The organism is Flavobacteriales bacterium, from assembly GCA_016713875.1.
In the GTDB taxonomy this organism is placed as follows: domain Bacteria; phylum Bacteroidota; class Bacteroidia; order Flavobacteriales_F; family PHOS-HE28; genus PHOS-HE28.
Genome location: JADJOI010000003.1, coordinates 1,682,337 through 1,694,371, shown reverse-complemented (window position 1 = coordinate 1,694,371; position 12,035 = coordinate 1,682,337). Strand labels below are relative to the sequence as shown.

Genomic DNA, 12,035 nt, shown 5'->3' with positions numbered 1-12,035 from the left:
TCAGGTGCGGCCGTGACACGGGTCACGGGTTGCAGTGGTCGCCATGCTGCGGATCCTCGCTCACCCGGCCGTCCTCCCGGGGTACGGTGGCGAACTGCTCGCAGGACGCGCAACGGCGAAGGTGGGCCCGGATGCTGCGGGTGGGCTGTCCACAAAGCCCGCAGGGCAGGCCGGGCCGGGCCTCGGAGATCGCGAAGTGCACCGCCCGCACTGCGGGCAGCAGGTGCCCAGTTCCCGGGCGAAGCGCTCGGCCGTGGTGCGGATGGCGGCCATCCGCGTGGGGTTCATCATCGCCCGGAGGTCGCTTTCCACCCACAATCCGCCGTGCGCGGCCAGCAGGCGGTCCACTTCGCCCTGCAGGGCCCTCCGATCGGTGATGCCTTTCACCACCGTGTCGCCGCTGCGCCAGTGCTCCCGGGGTTTGAGCACCAGGGCATGTTCCGGGAAGCCCATCCGGGAGGCGAAGGCGAGCACCTCGTCCACGGTGGTGCATGCCTGGCCGCCGGCCATGCTCTCCAGGGTCACGTGGCGATGGGTCCAGCTGGTCCCATCGCGCGCATCGAGCAGCACCAGCCATTCCTCGGCGCAGGTGATGAAGGGGGCGGGCGGATAGGGCACGAAGGAGCCCTCGCTGGCGATCACCAGGTCGGCCCCACTGCGCTCGGCGCCGTGCATGGCCTTGTGCAGCGCCGCGGTGCGCGGATCGGTGCCGCGCTCCACCTCGCCACTGAAGGCGCCGAACCGGTCGGTATCCAGGTCGGGGACGGCGATGACTCCGGAGAACGGAAGGCGCTTCAGCAGGGCCGTACCGATGGCCGCTTCCTTGCCGTGCATGTTGGCCACAGCCAGCTCGCGGCCCGCGAAGCGTTCGACACCGGGTGGACCAGCGACCATTCAGGTTCAGCATCGCCCTGTGCCTAAGGGATGCGCCTTATCGCGCCCAGCACAGGATCAGTGGTCACTTCCCTGCGTTCACCTCGGCGAAGCTCGACCGAGTGACCTTCAAGTCCTTGATCAATCCGTCCTTCAAGCCGTACACCCAGCCGTGCACATGCACCTTGCGGCCCTTAGCCCAGGCATCGCGCACGATGGCGGTGCGGCTGAGGTCAAAGGCCTGCTCCGCCACATTGAGCTCCACGAGCCGGTCGAAGCGCGCCTCCTCATCGTGAATGGCATCCAACTCATCCCGGTGCATCCGAGCGATGTCTCGGATCTCGCGGATCCAGTAGGAGGCAGGGCCGCCGAACTCCGGACCCATGGCCGCTTTCACGCCACCGCAACCGTAATGGCCGCACACGATCAGGTGATCGATGCCCAGCACGTTCACGCCGTAGTCCACCACGCTCAGCATGTTCAGGTCGGTGTGGATCACCATGTTGGCGATGTTCCGGTGGATGAACATGTCGCCGGGCATCGTGCCGGTGATCTGGTTGGGTGGCACCCGGCTGTCGGCGCATCCGATCCAGAGGAAGAAGGGGGTCTGGTGCTTGGCCAGTTCGGTGAAGAGCTCCGGGTTCTCCTGGCGCATGCGGGCGCTCCATTCCTGGTTGCGCGACAGGAGGATCTTGTGGAGATCGGCCTTCAGTTCGTTCATCTTCTTGAATTCTTCCAAGGCGAATGTCGGTATCTATGTCAAGGCTGAAAAAAGGGCAGGCACCGGATTCATGCCCTGACATGCTTGGCCAGCTCCTCCTCCACAGCCTTTTCGAGCTTGTCCTCCACGTCTGCGATCCTCCAGAACCGCTTGCACACGTAGTGCAGGATGGTGGCGCTGATCACCGCCACGTTGAGGTCGTAGAACGCGGTGAGCAGCATGGTGTACATGATGAAGGCGATCTGGATGTTCCGCTTCCGCGAGGTGTACCAACGCCGTTTCACGTAAAGCGTGAGGAATTCCTTCTCGAACACGTCCAATGCCGCCTTGAAGAGCACACCGATGAAGACGGCCGAGGTGATGAGCCCGATGGAATTGCGGAAGGCGACCAGACCGAGCAGGGTGAACACCCCTGCGCTCATCGCACCGATCCGTGTATGCGCCCCTTCCTTGAACAAGAGCACCGAGCGAATGGTGGCCTGCGCGCCGGGAATGCCGCCCAGCAGGGCAGAGAGCCCGTTGGCGAGTCCCTGGCCTACAAGTTCCTTGTCCAGTCTGGACTTTTTAGAGGTGAGGTGGTCCATGATCAAGGCCGTGAGCAGCGAGTCGAGGTAGCCCAGCATGATCAGCTGCAACGCATAGGGCGCGGCCATCAGCAGGTGCTCCTGCGTCATGATCCGGCTGGTGGGCAGGTAGGAGAGCATCATCTGCTTGAACTCACCGAGCGAGCTCACGGGAGCGCCCAGGCTGATGTGCTGGATGTCGATGGAGAACACGGTGGTGATCACCGTCATGATGATGATGGACGTGAGCGTTGCCGGTATGAACATGGCCACGCGCTTGGGCAGGTTGAGTTTCGCCAGCAATTTGGGAAGCGTGAGGATCAGCAGGAACGTGATGGCGCTGTAGGCGAGGTTCAGGTGCATCGTACCGGTGGGCGCTTCCTTGCCATCGAGCCCGAAGAGCACCTTGATCTGGTCCACCCAGATCACCATGGCGATGCCGCTCATGAAGCCGAGGATCACCGTCTTGGGCACGAAGCGGATGAGCCGGCCTGTGCGGAGCAACCCAGCCAGCAAGAGGCCTGCGGCCGTGAGCATGAACACGAGCGTGATGAACTGCTCGGCCAGGAGACGCTCGCCGCCGAACTTGTCGTAGGCCAGGGCGATCACCACGGAGGAGACGGCCGTCATGGGACCGGTCGGCCCGGAAACGCTCAGCCGCGTACCGCCGAAAAGGCCGGTGACGATGGGAATGACGCCCGCAGCGATCATGCCCGCGAAGGCGCCGCGGCCGCTCATGACGCCGAAGGCAGCGCCTAAAGCGAGCGCCGCGAAGCTCACCGAGAGCCCTGCGAGCAGGTCTGGGAGGAAGGTTCTGCTTGAAGTCTTCAAGATCAGGAATTCGTTGGGATCATTGTGCTGTGGCCGGGCCAGTGCGACCAGCGGAACGAATGGATCAGTTTCCTGCGTGAACGAGTATGGCGTGATGGAACGAAGAGGGCAGACAAGGCCGACCGCATTCGGCTTGCTGGGCGCAATACGCCTCTACGAGCCGGAAGGCGGGCGCAGGCCGATGCGTGCGAAACCATCGCGCGTGCCGCCATGCTGGTGGCTGCAAAGCGCACCGGCGGCGGATCGCAAGGCGATGTTCCCATCGCCGGCCGACCACTTGGGGTCTTCGTTGTCTTCTTCCGCGGAACTCTTGCCGCCTTCCTGGTTCGATTCCTCGCCGCTCTTGCCGGTGTTGTCCGCCGAGCTCGCGATAGCTGCGGCCTCGAAGGCTTCGCACCAGTGCAATGGCGCATTGCCCAGCCCGGCCAGCAGGCCGACGAGCAAACCGATGATCTTGAAGGTGGCGCGCATGCGAAAGGGCCGGGCCCGCACAAGTATAGCGGGTCCGGCCCTTTCCCCTTCGCGTGATCAGCACCCGATCAGATCCACCTCGCCGGTGCTCACATCGTACATGCCACCGACGATCCCGATCTCATCCGCAGCGAGCATCTCCTTCAGGATGGGGCTCCGTTCCAGGATCTGTTCCAGGGCCAATTCCACATTGCGGTGGGCCACGGCCTCCACGAATTCGCTGTTCCCGCTGTTGCGAGCCCCAGCGGCCTTTGTGTCATCCACAGCCGGGCGGATCTTGTTGAGCAAGGCGGTGAGGTTGCCCATACGCACGTCGTCGCACGCGCCTTTCACCGCGCCACACTTGCTGTGGCCAAGCACCACGATCAGCTTGGCGCCGGCCACCTTGCAAGCGAACTCCATGCTGCCGAGGATGTCCTCATTCACGCAATTGCCGGCGATGCGCACGCTGAAGATGTCGCCGAGGCCCTGATCGAAGATCAGCTCGGCACTGGTGCGGCTGTCGATGCAGCTCAGGATCACGGCGAAGGGATGCTGACCGTCGCTGGTCTCGTTCACCTGTTTCAGCAGGTCGCGGTTCGCCTTCAGGTTGCTCACGAAGCGCTTGTTGCCTTCGATCAGGATGTCCAACGCCTTCTGTGGCGTCAGGTGACTTTGTGTCTCTTTCGTTTGTGTTCTCATATGATGTATGGGTCTATTGATCGGCTTCAGGCATTCCGCCCCACCACCGATTCGATCAGTTCTTTGGTACTACGTTTTCTGGGGGGCTTCACGCCGACCAGGTCGATCTTCACACCTCGTTCCTGTTCCCGCTGTTTGGCCTCGTGGATGATCTCGAGCACATCGGGATCAAGATTCATCGTGGAGCTGGCGTCCAGTACCAGGTGCGTGCCTTTCGGCAGTTCGGCCAGCGTGCGCTGTATGCTGGCCTTATTGAAGAAGGTGACCTCTTCGCTCAAGGTGATCCTTCGCACCGGGCCATCGGCGTCGTGGCCTTCCACCACATGGAACGGTGTGAGGTAGCTGTTGCGGAGCACGAAGAAGATCCCCACGCTCATGCCAAGCGCCACACCCTTGAGCAGGTCGATGAACACTACGCCGAGGACCGTGACGATGAAGGGGATGAAGATGTACCAGCCCTGCGCGAACAAGTCCTTGAAGAGCGCGGGCTTCGCCAGTTTGTAACCGGTGATGAGCAGGATGGCCGCGAGGCTCGCAAGTGGGATCATGTTCATGAGGACTGGTATCAGCAGCACGCTCAGGAGGATCAGCACCCCGTGAAGCACAGCGCTCAGCTTGGTGCGCGCCCCGCTCTGGATGTTCGCCGAGCTGCGCACGATCACCTGCGTGATGGGCAGGCCGCCGAGCAGTCCACTGAGCGCATTGCCCAGGCCTTGCGCCTTCAATTCGAGGTTCGTCGGTGTCACGCGCTTTTCGGTGTCGAGCTTATCCGTGGCCTCCACGCAGAGCAGGGTCTCGATGCTGGCCACGATGGCCATGGTGAGCGCGATCGTCCAGACCGCTCCGTTGGTGAGGCCCGAGGGATCGGGAAAGGTCAGCGCGGCCGAAAGCCCGTTGGAAAGGTCAGGCAGGCGCACCAAGTGATCGCCACCCAGCGCAAGGTCCGGATGCCCTTCGAAGAGGCGCGCCATGATGGTGCCCAGGATGACGGCCAGCAACGGACCGGGCACAAAGGACAGGGCCTTGATGCGCCTGATGAACGGAAGGTCCCACAGGATCATCACAGCGAGGCAGGCCAGTGTGATGACCACTGCCCCCAGGGTGGGGTTCTGAAGTGCGTACCAGAGTTCCTGGAAGGTGTTGAGTTTGTCGCTCTGATCGAAGCCCATGTCACCCATCCAGTCCTTGTCATCTCCCACGGCGTGCGGGATCTGCTTAAGGATGATGATCACCCCGATGCCCGCCAACATGCCTTTGATCACGCTGTTCGGGAAGTAGTAGGCGATGACCCCAGCGCGCAGAAAGCCCAAGGCGATCTGGATCAGGCCGGCCAACACCACCGCAGTCAGGAACAGCGGGAACGATCCTAATTGTGTGATGGACCCGAGGACGATGGCCGCGAGACCCGCTGCTGGACCGCTGACCCCGAGGTTCGAACCACTGATCAAACCGACGACGATGCCTCCGATGATGCCTGCGATGAGGCCACTGATGAGCGGGGCGCCGCTGGCGAGCGCGATGCCCAGGCAGAGAGGGACGGCGACCAGAAAGACCACCAACGAGGCAGGCAGGTCGGACCGGAAATGACGGAACGAGTTGGTTCCCATGGGGATGGATGTAGGGATCTGAAAGTGAGATGGCACGAACGATAGCCCTGTGCTAAGCAGGGTCTGGCGCTACTGGTGCGCCGATGTCAGCCGTTCTTGGGCGGTGGCACGTGGATGCGCCGGATGCCCTCGGTGAGCTGCTCCACCGCTTGGTGGCCCAGAAGAGCGACGATGCGTCGGTGGGAAAAGTCCAAAGGACCGTTCGTGAGCAGGGTGACCGCACCGGCATGCCCCACCTCCTCCTCGGCCGCGGGCAGCTGGCCGCTATCCATGTGCAGTTCCGCCAGTAGCCGGTCCGCCGCGTGGATCGAACCCGGAAATACGACCAGCGCCAACGCCATCAGGAGGGGAACAGCGATACGTAGGAACGGTCGGATCATCAGGGGATGTTCAACGCGTACAAAGGTAGGTTCACCGGCGGACCGACTATTAGTTGGCCAGGAACGGATACCGCAGGAGGAATTCCGGAACCTCCACCGCGAAGCGCTCGCCGTTGTCGTGGTCCTGCATCGTGTACGTGCCCACCATGCGGCCGAGGCCGCTGCGCAGGTCGCACTGGCTGCTGTAGGTGAACTGTCCGCCCGGTCGGAGCACCGGTGTTTCACCGACCACGCCCGGACCTTCCACCGTGCGCACCGGCCCCAGGCTGTCCCAGATCGTCCAGCGGCGCCGGAGCAACTGAACGGTGTGCTGGCCCTCATTGGCGATCGTGATGCGGTACGCGAACAGGAATCGGCCCAGCTTCGGGTCGCTGGCCTCTGCGGCGAAGCGCACCTTCACGCTGACACGGATCCCGTTGGTGACCGTCGTGGGCATCTGGGTGCAAGGATAACGTGCCCGGAGGGGCTCCCGGTGCACGTCCACGGATCGAATAGCTTGGCCCCATGAACCTGCGGATCCTTCTGCTCGCTCCTTGGCTCGGCCTCACCGTCTCCGTCCTCGCCCAGTACAACAGCCCCGAGAGCGTGGAACATGACCCGGTCGGCGAACGCTACTTCGTGAGCAACTTGGGCGATGGCACCATCAAGCAACGGGACCAGGCCGGCGTCGTGACCCCCTTCGCCAGCGTCAGCCCCGACCCCTATGGCCTCGAGATCCTGGGCGACACCTTGTACGCCTGCAGCGGCGGACGTGTGAAGGGATTCCTGCTCGCCGATGGTTCGCAGGTCTTCGACCTCAACACAGGAGGTGGCTTCCTGAACGGGATCACGACCGACGGGCACTACCTGTACGTCACCGATTTCAGCGGGCAGAAGGTCTTCCGTTTGGAACCCTCCACGGCGACCTTCACCACCTGGGTGGCGAGCACGGGCGGCACACCGAACGGCATCGTGTACGAACCGGTGAACGACGTGCTGCTGGTGGCCTATTGGGGGCCGGGTGCCATCGTGCGTGGCTACGACCGTTCCACCGCTTCCATCACGGGTTCGGTCAGTACCGGCGTGGGCAGCATCGATGGCATCACGATCGAATGCCACGGCCTGGTGGTGATCTCCTCCTGGAGCCCGAACCGCATCTCCCGCTTCGAGTGGGGCATCATCTCCCCGCTGTTCGATGACCTGATGGTGCCGAACCTGAACCAGCCGGCCGACATCGATTTCGATACCGTGCACGACCGCATTTGCATCCCCAGTGGGGGCAACGACCAGGTCATCCTCTTCGACCTGGCCGATTGCGCCACGGCAGTGCCCGGCGCCCCGGTATCCGAGGACTTCTCGGTTTCGCTCACGGCGGACGGTCGTTCACTGCGGTTCCAGGGCCTGCCCCCAGACGTCGCCAGCTACCGTGTGCTGGATGCCACGGGGCGGCTGCTCGCCGATGGTCGTCCGCAGGCCACGGTCGCGGTGCCTGCATGCACCGGTGTCATCATCCTGCAGGTGGATGGTCTTGGGGTCCGCCGCCTGGTGGTGCCGTGAGGCTCAGCCGCGCCGGCTGTTCACGAAACGCGCGCCTACCAGCCGATCGCAGCGCTGCTGGTGGTCGCGCAGGTACACCAGCACCAGATAGTCGTTCTCGGTCTGGAAGTGGCTACCCTCCAGCCGGGTGAGGTCGGGCAGGTGAGCTCCTTGGGGCAGCCAGGCGAACTGGTAGTCATAGAACCCCTGCTTGAGCGGGGCCACCAGCATGTACCGCTTGCGGTCGGGCACGTACTGCATCCGGAGCTCTTTCCGGCAAACGAAGTCGCTGAAGCCGCCCACCACGTACACATCACCCCCGGGAAGAGGGGCGTCCATCGGCAGGCCGAAGACCACGTTCACATAATCGGCGCCGGTGGGGTCTCCGTCCACATCGTCGTTGCGCACGAGGTATCGGCCGTTCACGTCCGGCTGCTCCAGGTACACGCGGATGTGCCTGGAGGGCTCATCGGCCAGCACGGCCTCCATCAGGTCCTGCCCGGTGCGGATGCTGGCCACTCGCAGGGAGGGGAAGCGCAGGTTCTTGATCTCGAAGTTGCGGAACTCGTTGCCCCCCATGAACTGGGCCTCGGGCGGATGATCGTAGATCAGCTCGTTGTTCCTGATGAAGCGGGGTTTCAACCCCGTGCGCACATCGTTCCAGTTCAGGTTCTGCAGCACGGCCACCTTGATGTCACCGAAGGGGTCGATCACCGTCAGGTCGTTCGTCCGCACCGTGATGTCCACCTGCTGGGCGATGTCGCGGACCTGGACGTCTCGGCTGGCCATCACCCGTGCTTCGATGCCGATCAGCTTCTCCACCACCAGGAAGCGACGGGTCACCATCACAGCGGATCCATCGCCGCTCTGGAACACCTTCAGGATGTAGTTGCCCGAGCGCGTGGGCCGCATCATGGGGTTGGGCACCTGAAGGTCGTAGTGGAAGAACGGCTGCAGGGTGTTGAAGCTCATGCGCGGCGCCCGGACCAGGTCGATGAAGGCGCCGTCGATGTACTGCCCCTTGGCCAGGTCGCTGGGTGTCCAATCCGCATTGCAGTGCTCGATCGTATAGGAAAGATCGAGCGTGGTGGTGCGGAGGTCGTCGAAGCGCAGCTCCACGGCCTCGGTACTGCCCAGTTCGATCACGGGTGCGCCCAGCTCAAAGCCTGCCTTGAAGCACTGGACCGTTCGGATCAAGGGATCGAAGACCTCGTCCCGGTACTGCACCGTGCGCGGCACGTAGTACTCCGGGCTCAGGGCGTCCATGGCCGGCTGTGCGGAGCCACAAGCCAGGGGCAACAGAACAAGGAGGGCCCGGACGGCGTGTACGCGGCGGTTGCGCTTCATCAACGGGACGAGGAAGACCCTGAGGACATGGCGGTCCGAGGCGGTGAAAGGTACCTACTTTTGAATATGCCCTCCCTCACGCGACCCTTGGCCGTTCCTGGATCCAGGCCGGTCCGCGCCGCTCGGGCCCGCGTTGCCGGGCTGCTTCGCTCGCGATGGTGGCCCATCTCCGGGTTCAGGTCCGGCCTGCTCGTCTTCGCCCTGGCCTGCTCACTGATGTGCGCGGCCCAACCGGACACCACGCGAAGCCTGTACCGGATCGAGCTGAACGACGGAACGGTGCTCCAAGGCGAACTGCTCGATCCGGTGGCCGGGGCCATTCGTGTGCGCACCGATGCCTTCGGCGTGGTGGAGGTCCCGTTGCAGCGCGTCGAGCGCATGGAACGGATCGACCGGACCCTTCCCGCACCGTCACGGCCGGGATCCACCGTCGATCCCCCTCGGACGCGTCGGTCAGCACGGGCAACGGTCCCGGACAGTTCGCGTTGGTTCCGCGACCGGCACCGGACACGATACACCCTGGCCCTGTCCGCATTGCCCGTGCGGCGCGGTGAGCATTCCTACCGCAACACCTGGCTGGCCGTTCAATCCGTGCATGTGGCCCCCATCGATCACCTGGAGGTCTTTGGCGGTCTGGAGGTCAGTTCGCTGCTCTCGTTCTCCCCCAATGCCCCGGGCGTGGTCGTGGGCGCGCGCACCGGCTGGTCCGTCACGCCGCATTTGCATCTGGGCGCCGCCGGCCTTTACAGCAATACACCGTACGAGATCCCCGCCCCCTTCAACCGGTTCGATGATGGCAAGGTCCGGCAAGGCCTTTTCGCGGGGCACGGCCTGCTCACCTTGGGCACCGAGCGCTTCCACGGGACCTTCTCCGCCGGCGTGCGCTACCACGAGTGGGATGGCTGGGAACCCCGTCCTTCCTACGCGCTCGCCGTTGCGGTCCGCGTGATCCCCAAGCTCTGGGTGGTGACGGACAACTGGCTGGTGCACACGGATGGTCGCGATCGCGTGTGGTGGTCGGCCGGCCTGCGCTTCGTGAGCCGTCGCGTCGCCGTGGATCTTTCATTCGTGAACAACGAGGACCTCCGCGAGGACGTCTTCGTTGGGATCCCCTTTGTGTCCGTGAGCATCAACTTCGGCCGCGTCCGACCCTGACAGAGCACGGCGGGCGGGAGTGCCCTTGCCGTAGGCGTTGCGCAGCCCTTCGGCAGATCATGAGGCATGGCTGCGCATCCCGATCGGGGGAGGCCTCAAGCCGCGCCCGCTGCGCGGGCTGGTGTTCATCCCGGTCCGCTCGGCCGAGCAAGCTCGCTTCGCTGCCAGGAACGAACACGCCCCGCTATCGCGGGGCGGCTTGGCGGAGAGGGAGGGATGGCTGCGCATCCCGTGATGGGGAAGGCTTCAAGCCGCGCCCGCTGCATGGGCTGGTGTTCGTCCCGGTCCGCTCGGCCGAGCAAGCTCGCCTCGCTACCCGGAACGAACACGCCCCGCTATCGCGGGGCGGCTTGGCGGAGAGGGAGGGATGGCTGCGCATCCCGTGATGGGGAAGGCTTCAAGCCACACCCGCTGCGCGGGCTGGTGTTCGTCCCGGTCCGCTCGGCCGAGCAAGCTCGCCTCGCTGCCCGGAACGAACACGCCCCGCTTTCGCGGGGCGGCTTGGCGGAGAGGGAGGGATTCGAACCCCCGGTACCCCGAAGGGCACACCTGATTTCGAGTCAGGCCCATTCGACCACTCTGGCACCTCTCCGAACGGGCCGCGAAGATAGCGCCGGCCTGCGAGGGCGCAGCGCACAGCCGTAAGTTCGAGGCCGGTCATGTTCCGCCCACTCGCCGTCACTGCGCTGCTCCTGGTCCGGGGCCCATCACACCTCCGATGGATCGCCCGCTTCGTCGCCATGGGCTCGGTGAGGGTCGAGAGCGTGAAGTAGCTTCGCGAAGCTCAACGATCCGATGGAAATGCCTCCCCCTCCCGGAAGTCCCAAGCCGCGCACCGAACAGGTCCTCACCGTGGGGGTGCTGTTCGCGTTCGCCGCGGCCATCCTGCTCCTGCTGCCCGGGTGCAAGCACGAACCGCCCATCGCGCCGCTGGTGGACGATGTCGGGAACGGTGGCGTGGATGTACCCTGCGACTCCAATGTGGTGTACTTCCAGCAGCAGGTCCTGCCGTTGTTGATCAGCAACTGTGCGGTTCCCGGTTGCCATGACCAGGCCACCGACGACAACGATTGGATCGAGATCACGACCTTCACGTCCCTGATGAACAGTGGCATCGTGCAGAACGGGGACATGTACGAAGCGCTCACCGAGACCGATCCGGACAAGGTGATGCCACCACCGGGCCAGAACGGCCTGTCGCAGGAACAGATCGACCTTATCCAGACCTGGATCCTGCAGGGCGCCCAGTACAATAGCTGCTCGGCCGTCTGCGATACGACGAATGTCACGTATGCCGGAACGATCGTGCCTCTGGTGCAACAACGATGCGGTGGATGCCACGGCGGTGCCAATCCACAAGGTGGGATCAACCTCGGTACCCATGCTGTGCTCAGCACCTTAGCGCTGGACGGCACCCTGGCCGCATCGGTGACCCATGACCCGCTGGGCATCCCGATGCCGCCTACGGGCCCCATGCTGCCCCAGTGCGACATTGACAAGTTCCTCATCTGGATCCAGGACGGAGCCCCGAACAACTGATGCGCACCCTGATGACCGCCCTGCTCGCCCTGGCCCTGGGCGGCTGCTATTACGATGTGGAGGAGGAGTTGTACCCGAACCGGTTCTGCGACGTCACCAACGTCACCTTCTCCGGCACGGTGCAGCCCCTGATCCAGGGGAATTGTGCGGTGCCCGGCTGTCATGTGGCCGGTGCGCAGACCCCGGACCTCGGCAGCTATGCGGGCATCAAGGCCGCTGCGGATGCCGGGGCGCTCGTAGCGCGCGCCGTCCAGGGGAACCCTTCGCCCATGCCGTCCACCGGCCTGCTCCCCGATTGTGACCGACGCAGGATCGAAGCCTGGGTGAACGCCGGTGCACCGAACAACTGATG

The 12,035-nt window shown here is 64.2% G+C and carries 13 protein-coding genes and 1 tRNA gene; 4 read left to right on the top strand and 10 right to left on the bottom strand.

Annotated elements, in window-relative coordinates; genetic code table 11:
- Positions 1-60: 60 nt before the first annotated feature.
- The 8 genes from IPJ87_08980 to apaG all read right to left on the bottom strand — a co-directional run bounded on the left by IPJ87_08980 (position 61) and on the right by apaG (position 6,563).
- On the bottom strand, positions 61-894 hold the full coding sequence (locus IPJ87_08980; GenBank protein MBK7941995.1) for a hypothetical protein: 834 nt from the start codon (positions 892-894) through the stop codon (positions 61-63).
- Between the two features lie 64 nt (positions 895-958).
- On the bottom strand, positions 959-1,594 hold the full coding sequence (locus IPJ87_08975; GenBank protein MBK7941994.1) for a carbonic anhydrase: 636 nt from the start codon (positions 1,592-1,594) through the stop codon (positions 959-961).
- A gap of 68 nt (positions 1,595-1,662) precedes the next feature.
- On the bottom strand, positions 1,663-2,988 hold the full coding sequence (locus tag IPJ87_08970; GenBank protein ID MBK7941993.1) for a SulP family inorganic anion transporter: 1,326 nt from the start codon (positions 2,986-2,988) through the stop codon (positions 1,663-1,665).
- 153 nt (positions 2,989-3,141) lie between these two features.
- Positions 3,142-3,459, bottom strand: a complete 318-nt coding sequence (locus IPJ87_08965) for a hypothetical protein (protein MBK7941992.1) — start codon at positions 3,457-3,459, stop codon at positions 3,142-3,144.
- Between the two features lie 57 nt (positions 3,460-3,516).
- Complete coding sequence (locus tag IPJ87_08960) at positions 3,517-4,140, bottom strand: carbonic anhydrase (protein MBK7941991.1); 624 nt, start codon at positions 4,138-4,140, stop codon at positions 3,517-3,519.
- A 26-nt stretch (positions 4,141-4,166) separates the two neighbouring features.
- Positions 4,167-5,747, bottom strand: a complete 1,581-nt coding sequence (locus tag IPJ87_08955; protein ID MBK7941990.1) for a SulP family inorganic anion transporter — start codon at positions 5,745-5,747, stop codon at positions 4,167-4,169.
- Between the two features lie 86 nt (positions 5,748-5,833).
- Positions 5,834-6,127 (bottom strand): hypothetical protein, encoded by a 294-nt coding sequence (locus IPJ87_08950; protein ID MBK7941989.1) that lies wholly within the window; start codon positions 6,125-6,127, stop codon positions 5,834-5,836.
- 49 nt (positions 6,128-6,176) lie between these two features.
- Positions 6,177-6,563 carry a Co2+/Mg2+ efflux protein ApaG gene (gene apaG / locus IPJ87_08945; protein ID MBK7941988.1) on the bottom strand — a complete coding sequence of 129 codons (387 nt, stop codon included), beginning with the start codon at positions 6,561-6,563 and terminating at the stop codon, positions 6,177-6,179.
- 68 nt (positions 6,564-6,631) lie between these two features.
- Between apaG and IPJ87_08940 the strand changes: the two genes are divergently transcribed.
- On the top strand, positions 6,632-7,663 hold the full coding sequence (locus tag IPJ87_08940; protein ID MBK7941987.1) for a hypothetical protein: 1,032 nt from the start codon (positions 6,632-6,634) through the stop codon (positions 7,661-7,663).
- Between the two features lie 3 nt (positions 7,664-7,666).
- Here the strand turns inward: IPJ87_08940 and IPJ87_08935 are convergent, their stop codons facing one another.
- On the bottom strand, positions 7,667-8,989 hold the full coding sequence (locus tag IPJ87_08935) for a DUF5103 domain-containing protein (protein MBK7941986.1): 1,323 nt from the start codon (positions 8,987-8,989) through the stop codon (positions 7,667-7,669).
- 66 nt (positions 8,990-9,055) lie between these two features.
- Here IPJ87_08935 and IPJ87_08930 point away from each other — a divergent pair, with 66 nt between their 5' ends.
- Positions 9,056-10,144, top strand: coding sequence for a hypothetical protein (locus tag IPJ87_08930; GenBank protein ID MBK7941985.1), 1,089 nt, complete (start codon positions 9,056-9,058; stop codon positions 10,142-10,144).
- A gap of 502 nt (positions 10,145-10,646) precedes the next feature.
- Here IPJ87_08930 and IPJ87_08925 read toward each other — a convergent pair.
- Positions 10,647-10,736: transfer RNA gene (locus tag IPJ87_08925), tRNA-Ser, on the bottom strand.
- 209 nt (positions 10,737-10,945) lie between these two features.
- Here IPJ87_08925 and IPJ87_08920 point away from each other — a divergent pair.
- Both IPJ87_08920 and IPJ87_08915 read left to right on the top strand, forming a co-directional pair.
- Complete coding sequence (locus tag IPJ87_08920; GenBank protein ID MBK7941984.1) at positions 10,946-11,683, top strand: hypothetical protein; 738 nt, start codon at positions 10,946-10,948, stop codon at positions 11,681-11,683.
- Positions 11,683-12,033: a hypothetical protein gene (locus IPJ87_08915; protein MBK7941983.1), complete on the top strand. Its 351-nt coding sequence runs from the start codon at positions 11,683-11,685 to the stop codon at positions 12,031-12,033. The genes IPJ87_08920 and IPJ87_08915 overlap by 1 nt, the downstream gene beginning before the upstream one ends.
- Positions 12,034-12,035 lie beyond the last annotated feature (2 nt).